This is a genomic window from Jannaschia aquimarina, assembly GCF_000877395.1.
Lineage (GTDB): Bacteria > Pseudomonadota > Alphaproteobacteria > Rhodobacterales > Rhodobacteraceae > Jannaschia > Jannaschia aquimarina.
The window spans coordinates 95,071-109,389 of the sequence record NZ_JYFE01000074.1 but is presented as its reverse complement, the minus strand read 5'-3'; the positions used below and the strand labels follow the sequence as shown (position 1 = coordinate 109,389).

Below are 14,319 nucleotides of genomic sequence, written 5' to 3'. Positions count from 1 at the left end.
ACTGGTGCCACGGCGCGGCAAGACGCGACGCCCTGGCAGGTGGCGCGCCCCTCGCCCCCGATCTAGGCCGGGCTCATGGGACGGTTCGCGATCGCTGGGGCGGGCATCGCCGGCCTCGCGGCGGCCACGGGCCTCGCGCAGGCCGGGCACGATGTCGTCGTCTTCGATCAATGGGAGGCACCGCGGCCCGTGGGCTCGGGCCTGGTGGTGCAGCCCGTCGGCCTGTCGGTGCTGGATGTGCTGGGTTCGGGCGGCGCGGCCCGCGCGCTGGGGCAGCCGATCTCGCGGATGTACGGCACCGAGGCCCTGGGCGGCCGGGTGATCCTGGACGTAACCTACGACCCGGCGGGCCGTGGCCGCGAGGGGCTGGCGATGCACCGCGCCGCCTTGCACGGCGTCCTGCTCGACGCGGCGCGCGGCGCAGGCGCGCGGTTCGATCTGGGGGCCCCGGTCACCGGACGGGAGGGGACGCGGTTGCGGGTGAACGAGCGCCTCACCGAGGCGTTCGATCTGGTGATCGACGCGGCGGGCGCGGCGTCGCCGCTCTCGCCGCTTGCGGCCCGGCCGCTGCCCTATGGTGCGATCTGGGGCGTCGTCGAATGGCCCGCGACCGACCTGCCATCCGATCGCCTGTCCCAACGCTACCGCCGGGCGGACCGCATGATCGGCGTCCTTCCCATCGGCCGGGCGGAGACCGGCGGCCCCGCCCTCGCCGCGGTCTTCTGGTCGCTGCCCCGCGACGGGCATGCCGGTTGGCTGGCGCGTCCCCTGGACGACTGGCGCGCGGAGGCGTCTATGCTCTGGCCCGAGGCGCGGCCGTTCCTGGATCTGATCACCGACCACGACCAGATGGTGATGGCGCGCTATGGCCACGGCCAGTTGCGGCGTCCCTTTGCGGACGGGATCGTCCATCTGGGCGACGCGGCGCACCGTGCGAGCCCGCAACTGGGGCAGGGGGCGAACATGGCCCTGCTGGATGCGCTGGCGCTGGTCCGCGCTGTCGAGGCGGGACCCCTGGGCGAGGCGGGCCATCGCATGTGGAACGCGCGGCGCGCCCATGTCCGTGCCTATCAGACGATGTCGGCGGCCTTCACGCCGCAATACCAGTCCGACAGTCGCGCGCTGCCATGGCTGCGCGACCGGGTGCTTGCGCCCGTGTCGCAGGCGCAACCGGCGAAGGCGATCCTGCCTGCGCTGGTGCGCGGCACGATGATGCCGCCTCTGGGTGCGGGTCTGGGCCCGATCGGCGCCGCCTCTTTCGTGGATTAATCCATTCTTCACACAGTCATGCAAGTCGTGGGGGAGAGGAGGACGATCCATGGCCATCACGATGCTCGTCGCATTTCTGGGAACCGCTCTCGTCGTGCTCACGCCGCTTGTGCTTCCGCTACCCAGGCGGAAAGACGCGATCGGCGTTCCGCATCGCGACATCTGAGGCGACCGCCCGCCGTGCGGGGCCGGCGAAGGTCAGGCGGGGCACGCTCTGCTCGACTCGACGTGGCCGACGGATCGGTCCGGCGCGGACGGCCGGGCGCTTCACAGCGATCAGCGCCATTTGCAGTCGCGGTCATGCCAGCGGCGGCCACGGTCGCGCCATTGGCGGCCACGGTAGTGCCAGCGGCGACCATGGTGGCGCCAGTGACGGTCACGGTAGCGTCAGCGGGGACCATGGTGGCGCGATCGGCGGCTACCCGGCCCAACGAATGCGGCCTGGCCTTTCCCTGACGCGCTCTCAGAGCGCGACCGGCAGAAGGCACAGAACGACGACTGCTGTCAGGATCAGCCGGAGCTTCATCCACCAATGCGGTGCAAGCCCCTGGTTCCAGAATAGCCAATCCAGCCCCAACAGCCCCACGAACCCCGCCATCAGCGCGATCGAGGCGCTGATCGGTCCACCCGCCACCATGAAGAAGGCCCAGAGGGCGGGCAGCACCGACAAGGCATAGCCGGTCGCCGCGACCCGTCCTTCGGCCCGCGTCGCGAACCCCCACAGGACACCCGACATGAAGCACAGGATCACGGTCCCGTATTGCAGCAGGACGAAGGGCGGGACGAATCTCGGGCCCAGCGCGCGGTAGGTCACCTCATATAGCGCGGGGACGTAGATCGCCGCCGCACCCCAGGCGAAGGGGAGCAGCCCGGCGAGGCCGAGGATCAGGGCGGAACGGGGGATCGGGCTGTCGGTCCACATCCGTCGGACCTAGGCGCGACACCCCGGCCCGGCAAGCGCGGGGTCGGTTTCAGGCGCGCTCGGCCGCCAGCCGGACGGCGAGCGCCGCGAACATGCCCGCAAAGGCACGGTTCAGCCACGCCATCGCGCGCTCCGAGGCCAGGACCCAGTCCCGGAACGCGCTCGCGAACAGGCCGTAGACCGCGAACATGGCCCAGGTCATCGCCATGAACACCGCGCCCAGCATCGCCATCTCGGCTGTGGCCGTGGAGGGATCGCCGGACAGGAACGGGGGCAGCAAGGCCAGGAAGAAGATCGACAGTTTCGGATTGAGGATGTTGATCAGCGCGCCGCGGATCGCGATGCGCACCAGCCCGTCGCGTGACGGCGCGGCCGGCTTCACCGCCAGTGCGCCCGTCTGCCGCAAGGCCCCCCAGGCCATCCACAGCAGGTAGGCCACGCCCGCCCATTTGATGACGTTGAACAGAAGCGCCGAGGCATGGAGCAATGCGGCGAGGCCGAGCGTCGCCGCCGCGAGATGCGGGACGATCCCGAACGTGCACCCCGTCGCCGCAGCGATCGCGGCGCGCCGTCCGCGCCCAAGCCCGAGGGCGAGCGTGTAGACGACACCCGTGCCGGGCGCGATGACGACCACGAAGGCGGTCAGGAGGAACTGGAGGGAGATCATTCTCCGACCCTGCCCCTCCTCACCGGACGGAACAAGACTTTTTGCCGTGCGCCGTCACTTCGTCGAGACGTTCGTTCGCAAGCTGTCGTCTCCGGTCGCCCGTGCGGAATGCGTGTCGGGCAGCATCATCAGCGTGGCCAGCAGCATGGCCAGCATCGCGGCGGGGACCTTGATCGTATAGGGCATGTCGAGACTCCTCGTTACGCGGACCGCGACGGCGATCCTTTTGGTTACGTCGACTTCGGGGACGGTCGGGAGAAAACGGGGTCGACCGCATTCGTCCGGGACCGGAACATGGCCCTCTGGACGGTTCGATGGTGCCTTGCGCGGACCAATCCGCCAAGTCGGGGAAACCCGACCCCGAAACGTGACGTCGCGGCGCATGCCGCCCGGTCGCGCATCGTGCCTACGGGTAGCCAAACGGGCGTGCGCCTGTTAGGGGCGCCTCGACACACGACATCCCGAAAGAGCCGATTGATGACGACCCCGACATTGCTGTCGCGGATCGCGGACCGTATCGAGACGCCGGACCTGCGCCTCGCCCCGACTGCGCCGCTGACCCTTCCCCGCATGAAGACCGAGATCCTGGCCGGCCTGACGGTCGCGCTGGCCCTCGTGCCCGAGGCGATCGCCTTCGCCTTCGTCGCGGACGTGCATCCGCTCGTCGGCCTGTACGCCGCCTTCCTGGTGGGCCTGATCACGGCGCTCATCGGGGGGCGGCCGGGCATGATCTCGGGCGCGACGGGGGCGCTGGCGGTCGTGATGGTCGCGCTGGTCGCGGATAACGGGGTGGAATATCTCTTTGCCGCTGTCGTCCTGATGGGTCTGATCCAGATCTTCGTGGGGCTGATGCGGTGGGGCAAGTTCATCCGCCTCGTGCCGCATCCGGTGATGCTGGGCTTCGTGAACGGGTTGGCCATCGTGATTTTTCTGGCGCAGCTCAGCCAGTTCAGGACCGTCGACGGGGCGTGGCTGCCGCTGACCGACATCGCGCTGATGCTGGCGCTCGTGGCGCTGACGATGGCGGTGATCTGGGGCCTGCCCAAGGTCACCAACGTCGTGCCCGCGCCGCTGGCCGGCATCGCTGTGACGGCGCTGGTGGTGATCGGCGTGGGGCTGAACACGCCCACGGTGGGCGACATGGCGTCGATCGAGGGCGGGCTGCCGCAATTCCATATCCCCGCCGTGCCCTTCACGCTGGAGACGCTGCAGATCGTCCTGCCCTACGCGTTGATCCTGGCCGCCATCGGCCTGATCGAGAGCCTTCTGACCCTGAACCTGGTGGGGGAGATCACGGGCCAGCGCGGCGGCGCAAGCCAGGAATGCATCGCCCAGGGCGCCGCGAACACGGTGACCGGCGTCTTTGGCGGCATGGGCGGCTGCGCCATGATCGGCCAGTCGATGATCAACGTGAAATCGGGCGGGCGGACCCGGATATCGGGGATCTCCGCGGCCCTGTTCCTGCTGGCCTTCATCGTCGTGGCCTCGCCCCTGATCGAAGGGATCCCGCTCGCCGCGCTGGTCGGCGTGATGTTCATGGTCGTGATCGGGACCTTCGCGTGGAACTCGCTCAAGATCCTGGCGAAGGTGCCGCGCATCGACGCCGTGGTCATCGTGCTGGTGACCATCGTCACGGTTCTGACCGATCTCGCCATCGCGGTCGTCGTGGGCGTCATCGTCAGCGCGCTCGCCTATGCCTGGCAGAACGCCACCCGCATCCGCGCCAGCACCTACGAGACGCCCGAGGGCGCGCGGGTCTACCAGGTGAACGGCCCGCTCTTCTTCGGCTCGGCCACGGGCTTCGTGGAGATGTTCGACCCCGAGAACGACCCGGCCCGCGTGGTGGTCGATTTTGCCGAAAGCCGGGTGGCCGACCAATCGGCGCTGCAGGCCATCGAGGCCGTCGCCGCGAAGTACGAGGCCGCCGGCAAGAAGCTGGAGCTGCGCCATCTCAGCCGCGATTGCCACAAGCTGCTGAACCGCGCGGGCCATCTGATGGTCGATAGCGACGACGACCCGGATTACGCCATCGCGGCGAATTACGGTGTGCGGACGGGGATCCTGGGCGGACACTGATTGGGCGGCCCCGGGCGGTCTCGCTTGCCTAGTCCGCAGCGCGGCGGACGGGGCCCGTCACGCCGTCCCAGTCCCAGCAGCCCAGCACCCGCTCGGGGTTGGTGGGCGGCGGCATCTCGACGCCGTTTAGCCGGGCAAAGCCGAAGCGGCCGTAATACGGCGCGTCGCCCACCAGCAGGATGCGCTCGACCCCTGCCGCACGCGCGCGCTCCTGACCCTCGCAGATGAGTGCCGCGCCCAGACCCTCGCCCTGCCGCGTCGGGTGCACGGCGATGGGACCCAGCAGCATCGCCTCATGGTCGCCGACGCGGATGGGCCAGAAGCGGACCGCCCCGCCGATCGTCCCATCCGCGCGCGCCACGAGGCAGAGGTCGCGGGCGGGCGGGATGCCGTCGCGCAGACGATAGGACGACAAGGCCGTCCGTCCCGGCGCGAAGCAATGGTCGAAGAGCGCTTCGACCTCCCAGGCGTCGTCGGCGTGTTCCACGTCCAGCTTCATGCCGCCGTTAGGCCCCGGCGGGCGGCGACGTGCAACCCGGTGGCGCGCCCGGCGTGGCCCCGCTACCAAGGCGCGACAGACTTGAGGTGACGCCATGTTCTACCGCCCGGAAGACGGCCACGGGCTGCCCTTCAACCCCTTCAACGCGATCGTCGCGCCCCGGCCCATCGGCTGGATCGGGACGCGCGGTAAGCTGGGTGACAACCTCGCCCCGTATTCCTTCTTCAACGCCGTCGCCTACGTGCCGCCGCAGGTGATGTTCGCCTCGACATCGGCCAAGGACGACCGGGACGGCACGAAGGATAGCGTCGCCCAGATCCGCGAAAGCGGCGTCTTCAGCGTGAACGTCGTCGAGAGTGCCGCGCGCGACGTCATGAACGCGTCTTCCGGGGCCCATCCCGCCGGACAGGACGAGTTCGAGGTCTCCGGCGCCCGGAAGGCGGAATGCGAGACGATCGATTGCCCCCGCGTCGGCGACGCGCCCGCCTCGCTGGAATGCCGCCTGACGCAGATCGTGCAACTGCCCGGAGAGGCCAATTTCGTCGTCTTCGGAGAGGTGACGGGCGTGCATATCCGAGAGGATTGCCTCGTGGACGGGCGGTTCGACGTGACGACCTTCCGGCCCCTGTCGCGCTTGGGCTACCGGGATTACGCCGTGGTGGAGAACGTCTTCACCCTCGCCCGGCCCGGAGAGTGAGCCGCGCCATCCTGATCGGCGGGGCGGGACAGATCGGACACGGCGTGGCGACCGATCTCTTGGCGGCCGGCTGGGACGTCGCGGTGATCGGGCGAAAGGTAGTGCCGCTGCCGGACGGCGCTTCGTTCGTCACGGCTGACCGAAGCGACGACGCCGCGCTGTCCGCGGCGGTCGGATCGGGTGATCTGCTTCTGGACTGCGCCGCCTTCGACGCGGCGGCGGGCGCGCAACTGGCGGCGCTGGCGCCGCGGTTCGGGCGGGTCGTCGCGATCTCAAGCCAGTCGGTCTATGTCGATCCGCGGGGCCGCACCCTGGACGAGGCGCCGCGGACCGGCTTTCCCAACCTGCCGGTGCCGATGCACGAGGATCATCCGACCGTCGCACCGGGGCCCGAGACGTACTCCACCCGCAAGGTCGCCATGGAACGCGCGGCTCTGGTCGCGGGAAACGTCCATGTCCTGCGCCCCGGGGCGATCCATGGGCCCCGTAGCCGCCATGCGCGCGAATGGTGGTTCGTTCGCCGATTGCGCTCGGGGGCCGAGCGTATTCCGTTGGCCTATGGCGGCCGGTCGCGGTTCCAGACGACCTCTGTCAGCGCGATCGCGGCGGCGATACGGTCGATCCTGGACGGACATTCGCCCCGTATCGCGAATGTCTGCGATGCCGACGGACCGGACGTCGCGCAGATCGGGCGGACGATCATGACCTATCTCGGGATCGAGGCGGAGCTGGTGGGCCTGCCGGACGCGCCCTTTCCGCCGCGGCTGGGGGCCACGCCCTGGTCGACCGCGCGTCCGTTCGTCTGCGCCTCGGCCCTGCCATTCGACCGCACCTACGCGCAGACCGTCGGCCCCGCGCTCGACTGGCTGATGGACCTGCCCCTCGACGGATGGGAGCCATATCTTCCGATCCTCGCCGCCTATCCCCGCGATCATTTCGATGCCGCGCTGGAGGCCGAGGCGCTGGCGCTTGCGGGGTAGGGAAAACCCCACCCGCTGCGCCGTCCCCACGTCTCCTTGGCCGTGCTAGCCTGCCGGCAGGAGGGTGGGACCATGACCGATCGAAACATGCGCGACCTCAGCTTCGCGACTTTCAACCTGCTGAACCTTCAGGTGCCTGGCGGCGTCACCTACGGGGATCCGCTTCCGGACGATGCCGAAGGCGTCGCCCGCTTCGACCGCAAGGTGGCCTGGATCGCAGACATGCTGGGCACGCTCGACGCAGAGGTGATCGGGTTCCAGGAATGCTGGTCCGTCGCCGCGCTGGAGCGGTGTTTCGACGAGGCCGGCCTGCGGGAGAGCTACGACATCGTGGCCCGCGACGCCCCGCCGCGCAAACCGCAGGTCGCGCTCGCCGTGCGCAAGGATCGCAACGGCGAAAGCCAGCTTCTGCCCGGCGCCGAATGGGTCGAGGCGTTCCCCGATGCGTTCCGGCTTCGCGACGTGGTCGAGGATCACGGCGCACAGGAAGAGGTGACGGTGACCATCGACACCTTCTCGCGCCCCGTCCTGCGCGCCCGCATGAAGCCCGAAGCCAGCCGTGCGCCGCGTCCGCCCGAAGTGGAATTGATGGTCGCGCATCTGAAGTCGAAGGGCCCCGCGCGGTTGGATTTCCGCGCCTCCGCGCCCACGGACCGGGCCGTCCGGGACACGCTGCGCAGCGTCGTCAGCCATGTCCGCCGGGTGATGGAGGCGGGCGCCCTGCGCGAGATGCTGGAGGCCGATCCCGACACCCCGCGCGTGGTGATGGGCGACCTGAACGACGGCTCGCTATCGGTGACGACGCAACTCATCTCGGGCGAGCCGGGCTACCGGGTCATCGAGAAGTCGACCAAGGGAAACAGCGCCCGCGGCAAGCTCTATTCGGTCGAGCGGCTTCAGCAATACCGCAGCCTGCGCCACGTCTATTATACCTATATCTTCGACGACCGCCGAGAGAGCCTGGATCACATCCTCGTCTCTCCGCATTTCTACGACCACGCCCGCGACCGCCTGTGGTCGTTCCGCGAGATGTTCATCTGGAACGACCATGTGGGCGACGACGGCGCCAAGGTCGCGGGCGCGTCGGACCACGGCATCGTCCGGGCGGCCTTCGATTGGAACCCGATGCCGGAGGACCTGACCAGCTAGGCGGTGCCCCTTGTCGGCCCCGCGTCGAACGCTGGGCCAGATGGGCCGCCGGTGCCAGCCTTCCGCGTGAAACCGGGAGGGCGCGCGCCCTGATCGACCATTTCGGCATCGATGTCTCCGACTTCGGTGCGTCGAAGGCGTTCTACGACGCCGCGCTCGGCCCTCTCGGTCTGGCTTTCGTTTTCATGGTGCCGCCCGAGCACACGGGCGGCGCGAGGGTCGGCAGATTCGGTGCCGGACGTGCCGAATTCTGGATCAGCGAAGCCGACAGGGCGTCGTCCCCCATACATTTCGCCTTCGCCGCCGCGACCCGTCAGCAGGTGAGGGACTTCCATGCCGCGGCCCTCGCGGCCGGAGGGCGCGACAACGGCGCACCTGGCCTTCGACCCCATTACCATTCCGGCTATTACGGGGCCTTCGTGCTGGACCCCGACGGCAACAACGTGGAGGCCGTCTGCCATTCGCCGGGATGATCTGTCCCGGTCTCGGCTCTTCGAGGCTCAGCCGCTCAGGATCGTCCAGCGCACGATCCCGTAGACGTAGAGCGCGGTGAAGACGACGTTGATCCACTTGAGCTGCCGCTCGCCATGCAGCCAGCCGCAGGCGATCCAGATCACGCAGAAGGGCAGGCCCAGGATCATCGGCCACGGCTGCCAATCCTGCACGATGGCGATCGTGCTTCCCAAGCCCAGCAACAGGGCGATCCATTTCAGGGTCTGCTCGTGCGTGGCCAGCCACGTCTCGAGCGACCCGGGCCCGCGCGACGCCTGCATGGCGACGAAACCTCCGGTCTTCTGTCATGTCGAAAGGGGGCGGATCATCTCTGCCATCCGCCTGTTGCGATCCGTAGCGCGCCTCGGGTGTCACGGCAAGCCCGTCTCGCCATCCGTGTCGCCAGCCCCTATCTAGCCATCCGCAAGCCGAAGGGGACGGAACATGGTTATCGGTCGCATCGCGGATGCCGTCTCGGGCGGGGCCGAGGCGCTGACGCGTCCGTTTCTCGCGCCGTTTGACACCTCGCTCCGGCTGGGGGTCACGGGCTTGTCGCGGTCGGGCAAGACGGTCTTCGTGACGTCGCTGGTGGCCAATCTGCTGGACCGGGGCCGGATGCCTGCCCTGACCGCCGCGCCCCGGATCGAGGCGGCCTATCTGCAACCCCAACCCGACGATACCGTCCCGAGGTTCGATTACGAGGCGAACCTGCGCGCGCTCACCGGGCCCGAGCCGCGCTGGCCAGACGGCACCCGCGCCGTAAGCGAGCTGCGCGTCTCGATGCGCGTGCGCGCGGGCGGGTTGTTGTCGGGCCTTGGCGGCGCGCGGGTCGGGCATCTCGATATCGTCGACTATCCGGGCGAGTGGCTGCTGGACCTGTCGCTGATGGACCTGGATTACGAGGCGTGGTCCGCCCGCACTCTGGCACGGCTGGCGACCTGGGATGTCCCCTATCAGCCGGATGTCGACGGCGCCGCCCGCCTGGAGGAGCCGACGGCCAAGGCGCTGGCCGCCGAGTATACTGCCGCACTCCACGCCGCGCGCGAGGCCGGGGCCTATGACCTGACGCCCGGCCGCTTCCTGCTGCCCGGCGAGATGGAGGGCTCGCCCGCGCTTACCTTCGCGCCGCTGCCGCCGGGCGCCGCCCCGCGCGGCTCTCTCAGGGCGGAATTCGCGCGCCGGTTCGAGGCCTACAAGGCGCGCGTCGTGCAGCCGTTCTTCCGGCGGCACTTCGCGCGGATCGACCGGCAGGTGGTGCTGCTCGACGTGCTGGAGGCGATCCGGCGCGGCCCCCGCGCCCTCGCCGAGATGCGCGAGGCGATGACCGACATCCTGCGCGCCTTCCGGCCCGGCCGCGCGGGCTGGCTGCTGCGCCTGCTCGGACAGAGCCGGATCGACCGGATCCTCTTTGCCGCGACCAAGGCCGATCATCTGCATCATTCCCAACATGCCCGCCTTCAGGCCGTCCTCGAGGCGTTGGTGCGCGACGCGCGCGACCGAGCCGATTTCGCGGGCGCCGAGACGCGGGCCATCGCGCTGGCCGCCCTGCGGACCACCACCGAAGAGACGCGCGACGTGGATGGCGTGCAGGTCGATCTGGTGCGCGGACGCCTGCTGGACGGGCGCAATGTCGCGCTGCATCCGGGCGACCTGCCGGACGATCCGTCGCGGTTGCTGGCGCAGGCCGCCGAGGGCGCGCCGCGCTGGCTCGACGGCGATTACGACGTGATGGCCTTCGCGCCCGCGCCCGATACCCTGTGCCGGGGGGAGGGGCCGCCCCATATCCGCCTGGACCGCGCCGCCGAGTTCCTGCTGGGGGATCGCCTGTGACCGACAAATCCCCGCGCCGCCCTGTCCTGATCGAGCTCGATGCCGAGCCTCCCGCGCCGGAGGCCGTGCCGCAGAGCCCCGCCACCGCGCCGCCGGTGCCAGAGGCCGAAGAGGCGCCACCGCCCTCGGGTCGCGCGATGCAGACCTTGGCCGTTCTCGCCGCCCAGCGGCAGACCGGATTGGGAAAGTGGGTCTGGGGCACGCTCGTGGCTCTCCTGGGCTTCGTGTTGTCGCTTGCGGCATGGGACTTCGTGACCGGACTGCTGGAGACGCGGCCCTGGCTCGGATGGGTCGCGCTGGGCCTGACGGGCGCGTTCGTCCTTGCCTGCCTCGCCGTCGTGGTGCGGGAGCTTTCGGCCCTGCGCCGCCTCGGGCGGATCGACGACCTGCGCGAGATGGCGGCGTCGGTGACGACGCTGGCCGATGCGCGCAAGGTGACGGACCGGATCGCGGGCTTCTACGCTGGCCGTCCCGACACCCGCTGGGGACGGGAGGAACTGGCCGCGCGCACCGCCGATACGTTCGACGCCGAAGCCCAACTTGCGCTGGCGGAACGGGCGGTGCTGGCCCCTCTCGACGCGGCGGCGGCCAAGGAGGTCGAGGCGGCGGCCCGCAAGGTGGCTCTGGTGACGGCGGTGGTGCCGCTGGCGCTGGCGGACGTCTTCGCGGCGCTGGCCTCCAACCTGACGATGATCCGCCGGATCGCGCTGATCTATGGCGGACGGGCCGGGACGCTGGGATCCTGGCGCCTGACCCGCGCGGTGCTGACACATCTCGCAGCGACGGGCGCCGTGGCCGTGGGCGACGACATGATCCAGTCGGTCGCGGGCGGCGGACTTTTGGCCAAGCTGTCCCGGCGCTTCGGTGAGGGCGTCGTCAACGGAGCCCTGACCGCGCGCGTCGGCCTCGCCGCGATTGAAGTGTGCCGCCCGCTCCCCTTCGCGGCCGAACGTCCGCCCCGCATCTCGGCGCTGGTCGGCCGGGCGATGACGGGTCTCTTCGACCGGACGGAGTGACGCTGCGACCGGCCCGGTCCCGACGTCCCGTGTGGACATTCCGGCCGCGTTGCGCCGACAAGGGGCCATGCCCGATCTCTTTGCCTATACCGACGGTGCCTGCTCCGGGAATCCCGGTCCCGGGGGCTGGGGCGCGTTGCTCATCGCGCGCGACGGCGAGGCCGTCGTCAAGGAGCGGGAGCTCAAGGGCGGGGCGGCCGAGACGACCAACAACCGCATGGAGTTGATGGCCGCCATCGAGGCGCTGGAGGCGTTGGCGCGGCCTTCGCGCCTGACGGTCGTCACCGACAGCGCCTATGTGAAGGGCGGCATCACCGGCTGGTTGCACGGCTGGAAGCGCAACGGCTGGCGCACGTCGACGAAGAAGCCGGTCAAGAACGAGGACCTCTGGCGCCGCCTCGACGAGGCCGCCGCGCGTCACGACGTGACGTGGCAATGGGTCAAGGGCCATGCCGGCCACCCCGAGAACGAGCGCGCCGACGAGTTGGCCCGCGCCGGGATGAAGCCGTTCAAGGCGGATCGAAACACGTGACGCCCCGTGTCTGCGTCGTGCCCCGGCGCGGGCGCGCGATCCTGGCCTTCCGTCACCCGCTGGCCGGTGCGCAACTGGTGAAGGGGCGGATCGAGCCGGGCGAGGGGGTCGCCGCCGCCGCACGGCGCGAGCTGCGCGAAGAGGCGGGCCTTCGCGCCCGGCGCATCATCCGGCGCGGTCACATCCCGGATCTGGGGTGGCACATGGTGGAGGCATGTGTCGGGCCGGTGCCGGAGTGCTGGTCGCATTTCTGCGAGGATGACGGCGGGCTGCTGTTCGACTTCTTCTGGCACCGACCGGGTGCGGACGATACCGGGTTCCACCCCGTCTTCCGCCGCGCGCTGCGTGAAGTCCGGCGGTGGCCCTGACAAGACGAAGGGCCCCGCCGGGCCCTCGCTCAGTCTTCCTCGGCCGGCAGCGCCTGGGGCGGCTGGGTCCGGGGATGGGGCGGTTGGGTCCGCAGGCCGGGCGGCTCGTCCGCTGGGCGGGGCGTCTGAGTATAGTCGCGAGGCGGGCGCCCGATCACGTCGCGCAATTCGTCCAGTTCGATGAAATTGTCCGCCTGACGGCGCAGGTCGTCGGCGATCATCGGCGGCTGGCTGCGGATCGTCGAGCAGACCGAAACCCGGACCCCCCGGCGTTGAAGCGCGGAGACGAGGGGCTTGAAGTCGCCGTCGCCCGAGAAGAGCACGATGTGATCCACGTGCTGCGCGGTCTCCATGGCATCGACGGTCAGTTCGATATCCATGTTGCCCTTGACCTTGCGGCGGCCCTGGCTGTCGATGAACTCCTTGGCGGGCTTCGTCACCAGCGTGAAGCCGTTGTAGTGCAGCCAGTCGACCAGCGGCCGGATCGGGGAATATTCCTCGTTCTCGAGCAGGGCCGTGTAGTAGAACGCGCGCAGAAGCTTGCCGCGCCGCATGAATTCCTGTCGCAGCAACTTGTAGTCGATGTCGAAGGACAGGGCCTTTGCGGTGGCGTAGAGGTTGGAGCCGTCTATGAAGAGGGCCAGTCTTTCGTCGCGATAGAACATCGTTAATAAATCCTTTCTTCTAAAATAATCGCGGTCGACCGGATGCCTGTGAGTGTGTGAGTGGCGGGTCGGAGAGGGACGCTACCCGGAAATGTCCACCGGTGGAAGAGCCATGGTCTGTTCACGGAGCGTAACGCTCATCGCCCTCGGCGCAAATGCGGGGCAGGGTGTGTCGGTTAATCGGCACAGGGTCGCCGCGGCCGCCGCTGCCTTGCGGGCAAGGTTGGGCCCGGCGCTGCGGTTCTCGCGGGCCTGGCGCACGCCGGCCTTCCCGCCCGGCGCGGGGGGTGATTTCGTCAATGCCTGCGCCCTGCTTCCCCGGCCGGTCGACCCGGCCCGCGCGCTGGCCGACCTGCACGCGATCGAAGCGCGCGCCGGTCGCAAGCGTCACCTGCGATGGACCGCGCGGATCCTCGATCTGGACCTTCTCGCCGTCGGGGGTCTGATCCGTCCCGACATCCCGACGTTGCGGGCCTGGATCGACCTGCCGGTGGCGCGCCAGATGCACGAGACGCCGGGCAACCTGCTTCTGCCGCATCCGCGCCTGCAGGACCGCGCCTTCGTCCTGGGCCCTCTGATGGATCTCGCGCCGGATTGGCGGCACCCTCTGACGGGGCGCAGCGTCGCCGCGATGTGGGCCCGCATCCCCGCCCGTGACCGCACCCGCCTCAGGCCGTTGGGACGACCGTTGTAGCCCGCATGCGTCGCCCGCGCGGCCGTGACGGCAAGGGTTGTCAAGCGCGAAAGTCCTGCGTAGATGGAGCCTTCCCTTTCCGCAGGAGGTCCCCATGGCCCGCGTGACTGTCGAGGATTGCGTCGACAAGGTCCCCAACCGTTTCGAGCTGGTGCTTCTGGCCGCCCACCGCGCCCGCGAGATCGCGACCGGTGCGCCGCTGACCGTGGACCGGGACAAGGACAAGAACCCGGTCGTCGCCCTGCGCGAGATCGCCGAAGAGACGCAGCAGGCCGACGACCTGCGCGAACGTCTGATCGAGTCGAACCAGACCCAGATCGAGGTCGACGAGCCGGAAGACGACAACATGACCCTTCTGATGGGCGTCGAGAAGGACGCGCCGGCTGAAGACGACATGAACGAGGAGAAGCTGCTCCGCGCGCTGATGGAGGCGCAGGGGGAACGCTGATCCCGGAGGGCGACG

General features: G+C 69.6%; 18 protein-coding genes. 12 read left to right on the top strand and 6 right to left on the bottom strand.

What is annotated here, in order from left to right:
* The first annotated feature begins 75 nt into the window (after nucleotides 1-75).
* Nucleotides 76-1,269 carry an FAD-dependent oxidoreductase gene (locus jaqu_RS18875; protein ID WP_043920560.1) on the top strand — a complete coding sequence of 398 codons (1,194 nt, stop codon included), beginning with the start codon at nucleotides 76-78 and terminating at the stop codon, nucleotides 1,267-1,269.
* Nucleotides 1,270-1,732: 463 nt separating this feature from the next.
* Here the strand turns inward: jaqu_RS18875 and jaqu_RS18870 are convergent, their stop codons facing one another.
* Genes jaqu_RS18870 through jaqu_RS22275 form a run of 3 tightly spaced genes read right to left on the bottom strand, consistent with a single transcriptional unit; the run spans nucleotide 1,733 to nucleotide 3,044 of the window.
* Nucleotides 1,733-2,191, bottom strand: coding sequence for a DUF3429 domain-containing protein (locus tag jaqu_RS18870; RefSeq protein WP_043920559.1), 459 nt, complete (start codon nucleotides 2,189-2,191; stop codon nucleotides 1,733-1,735).
* A 49-nt stretch (nucleotides 2,192-2,240) separates the two neighbouring features.
* The gene (locus jaqu_RS18865; RefSeq protein ID WP_043920558.1) at nucleotides 2,241-2,858 is read right to left on the bottom strand and encodes a LysE family translocator; all 618 of its coding nucleotides are present in this window, start codon (nucleotides 2,856-2,858) and stop codon (nucleotides 2,241-2,243) included.
* 54 nt (nucleotides 2,859-2,912) lie between these two features.
* Nucleotides 2,913-3,044, bottom strand: a complete 132-nt coding sequence (locus jaqu_RS22275; RefSeq protein WP_269079003.1) for a hypothetical protein — start codon at nucleotides 3,042-3,044, stop codon at nucleotides 2,913-2,915.
* A gap of 291 nt (nucleotides 3,045-3,335) precedes the next feature.
* Here jaqu_RS22275 and jaqu_RS18860 point away from each other — a divergent pair, with 291 nt between their 5' ends.
* Nucleotides 3,336-4,934, top strand: coding sequence for a SulP family inorganic anion transporter (locus jaqu_RS18860; RefSeq protein WP_043920557.1), 1,599 nt, complete (start codon nucleotides 3,336-3,338; stop codon nucleotides 4,932-4,934).
* A 28-nt stretch (nucleotides 4,935-4,962) separates the two neighbouring features.
* Here the strand turns inward: jaqu_RS18860 and jaqu_RS18855 are convergent, their stop codons facing one another.
* The gene (locus jaqu_RS18855; protein ID WP_043920556.1) at nucleotides 4,963-5,433 is read right to left on the bottom strand and encodes a GNAT family N-acetyltransferase; all 471 of its coding nucleotides are present in this window, start codon (nucleotides 5,431-5,433) and stop codon (nucleotides 4,963-4,965) included.
* 94 nt (nucleotides 5,434-5,527) lie between these two features.
* On the opposite strand from jaqu_RS18855, the gene jaqu_RS18850 reads away from it, so the two are divergent.
* The 4 genes from jaqu_RS18850 (at nucleotide 5,528) to jaqu_RS18835 (ending at nucleotide 8,732) form a co-directional block, all read left to right on the top strand.
* Nucleotides 5,528-6,130, top strand: coding sequence for a flavin reductase family protein (locus jaqu_RS18850; protein WP_043920555.1), 603 nt, complete (start codon nucleotides 5,528-5,530; stop codon nucleotides 6,128-6,130).
* Entirely contained in the window at nucleotides 6,127-7,110 is a 984-nt protein-coding gene (locus tag jaqu_RS18845; protein WP_052501076.1) for an NAD-dependent epimerase/dehydratase family protein, read from the top strand. Before jaqu_RS18850 ends, jaqu_RS18845 begins: the two co-directional genes overlap by 4 nt.
* Before the next feature lie 72 nt (nucleotides 7,111-7,182).
* Complete coding sequence (locus jaqu_RS18840) at nucleotides 7,183-8,259, top strand: endonuclease/exonuclease/phosphatase family protein (protein ID WP_043920554.1); 1,077 nt, start codon at nucleotides 7,183-7,185, stop codon at nucleotides 8,257-8,259.
* Entirely contained in the window at nucleotides 8,226-8,732 is a 507-nt protein-coding gene (locus jaqu_RS18835; protein WP_316243074.1) for a VOC family protein, read from the top strand. The genes jaqu_RS18840 and jaqu_RS18835 overlap by 34 nt, the downstream gene beginning before the upstream one ends.
* 27 nt (nucleotides 8,733-8,759) lie before the next feature.
* Here the strand turns inward: jaqu_RS18835 and jaqu_RS18830 are convergent, their stop codons facing one another.
* Nucleotides 8,760-9,032, bottom strand: a complete 273-nt coding sequence (locus tag jaqu_RS18830) for a peptidase (protein WP_043920553.1) — start codon at nucleotides 9,030-9,032, stop codon at nucleotides 8,760-8,762.
* Between the two features lie 163 nt (nucleotides 9,033-9,195).
* Here jaqu_RS18830 and jaqu_RS18825 point away from each other — a divergent pair, with 163 nt between their 5' ends.
* The 4 genes from jaqu_RS18825 (at nucleotide 9,196) to jaqu_RS18810 (ending at nucleotide 12,497) form a co-directional block, all read left to right on the top strand.
* Nucleotides 9,196-10,581 carry a YcjX family GTP-binding protein gene (locus jaqu_RS18825; protein ID WP_043920552.1) on the top strand — a complete coding sequence of 462 codons (1,386 nt, stop codon included), beginning with the start codon at nucleotides 9,196-9,198 and terminating at the stop codon, nucleotides 10,579-10,581.
* Nucleotides 10,578-11,597, top strand: coding sequence for a YcjF family protein (locus jaqu_RS18820; RefSeq protein WP_043920551.1), 1,020 nt, complete (start codon nucleotides 10,578-10,580; stop codon nucleotides 11,595-11,597). Before jaqu_RS18825 ends, jaqu_RS18820 begins: the two co-directional genes overlap by 4 nt.
* A gap of 67 nt (nucleotides 11,598-11,664) precedes the next feature.
* Nucleotides 11,665-12,129 (top strand): ribonuclease HI, encoded by a 465-nt coding sequence (rnhA, locus tag jaqu_RS18815; protein WP_043920550.1) that lies wholly within the window; start codon nucleotides 11,665-11,667, stop codon nucleotides 12,127-12,129.
* Nucleotides 12,126-12,497 carry an NUDIX domain-containing protein gene (locus jaqu_RS18810; protein WP_043920549.1) on the top strand — a complete coding sequence of 124 codons (372 nt, stop codon included), beginning with the start codon at nucleotides 12,126-12,128 and terminating at the stop codon, nucleotides 12,495-12,497. Before rnhA ends, jaqu_RS18810 begins: the two co-directional genes overlap by 4 nt.
* 29 nt (nucleotides 12,498-12,526) lie before the next feature.
* Here jaqu_RS18810 and jaqu_RS18805 read toward each other — a convergent pair whose 3' ends face one another.
* A complete protein-coding gene (locus jaqu_RS18805) occupies nucleotides 12,527-13,162 on the bottom strand; it encodes a LabA-like NYN domain-containing protein (RefSeq protein ID WP_169746097.1) in 636 nt (211 codons plus the stop codon).
* A 91-nt stretch (nucleotides 13,163-13,253) separates the two neighbouring features.
* Between jaqu_RS18805 and folK the strand changes: the two genes are divergently transcribed.
* Both folK and rpoZ read left to right on the top strand, forming a co-directional pair.
* Nucleotides 13,254-13,856 carry a 2-amino-4-hydroxy-6-hydroxymethyldihydropteridine diphosphokinase gene (gene folK, locus jaqu_RS18800; protein ID WP_316243075.1) on the top strand — a complete coding sequence of 201 codons (603 nt, stop codon included), beginning with the start codon at nucleotides 13,254-13,256 and terminating at the stop codon, nucleotides 13,854-13,856.
* 94 nt (nucleotides 13,857-13,950) lie between these two features.
* Nucleotides 13,951-14,304 (top strand): DNA-directed RNA polymerase subunit omega, encoded by a 354-nt coding sequence (gene rpoZ / locus jaqu_RS18795; protein ID WP_043920547.1) that lies wholly within the window; start codon nucleotides 13,951-13,953, stop codon nucleotides 14,302-14,304.
* Nucleotides 14,305-14,319 lie beyond the last annotated feature (15 nt).

What these genes read in the sequence shown, in the direction of transcription:
- folK (WP_316243075.1), top strand. Translation starts at nt 13,254, where the DNA reads ATGTCCACCGGTGGAAGAGCCATGGTCTGTTCACGGAGCGTAACGCTC.
- jaqu_RS18855 (WP_043920556.1), bottom strand. Translation starts at nt 5,433, where the DNA reads ATGAAGCTGGACGTGGAACACGCCGACGACGCCTGGGAGGTCGAAGCG.
- rpoZ (WP_043920547.1), top strand. Translation starts at nt 13,951, where the DNA reads ATGGCCCGCGTGACTGTCGAGGATTGCGTCGACAAGGTCCCCAACCGT.
- jaqu_RS18830 (WP_043920553.1), bottom strand. Translation starts at nt 9,032, where the DNA reads ATGCAGGCGTCGCGCGGGCCCGGGTCGCTCGAGACGTGGCTGGCCACG.
- jaqu_RS18850 (WP_043920555.1), top strand. Translation starts at nt 5,528, where the DNA reads ATGTTCTACCGCCCGGAAGACGGCCACGGGCTGCCCTTCAACCCCTTC.
- jaqu_RS18840 (WP_043920554.1), top strand. Translation starts at nt 7,183, where the DNA reads ATGACCGATCGAAACATGCGCGACCTCAGCTTCGCGACTTTCAACCTG.
- jaqu_RS18805 (WP_169746097.1), bottom strand. Translation starts at nt 13,162, where the DNA reads ATGTTCTATCGCGACGAAAGACTGGCCCTCTTCATAGACGGCTCCAAC.
- rnhA (WP_043920550.1), top strand. Translation starts at nt 11,665, where the DNA reads ATGCCCGATCTCTTTGCCTATACCGACGGTGCCTGCTCCGGGAATCCC.
- jaqu_RS18875 (WP_043920560.1), top strand. Translation starts at nt 76, where the DNA reads ATGGGACGGTTCGCGATCGCTGGGGCGGGCATCGCCGGCCTCGCGGCG.
- jaqu_RS18870 (WP_043920559.1), bottom strand. Translation starts at nt 2,191, where the DNA reads ATGTGGACCGACAGCCCGATCCCCCGTTCCGCCCTGATCCTCGGCCTC.
- jaqu_RS18865 (WP_043920558.1), bottom strand. Translation starts at nt 2,858, where the DNA reads ATGATCTCCCTCCAGTTCCTCCTGACCGCCTTCGTGGTCGTCATCGCG.
- jaqu_RS18825 (WP_043920552.1), top strand. Translation starts at nt 9,196, where the DNA reads ATGGTTATCGGTCGCATCGCGGATGCCGTCTCGGGCGGGGCCGAGGCG.
- jaqu_RS18860 (WP_043920557.1), top strand. Translation starts at nt 3,336, where the DNA reads ATGACGACCCCGACATTGCTGTCGCGGATCGCGGACCGTATCGAGACG.
- jaqu_RS22275 (WP_269079003.1), bottom strand. Translation starts at nt 3,044, where the DNA reads ATGCCCTATACGATCAAGGTCCCCGCCGCGATGCTGGCCATGCTGCTG.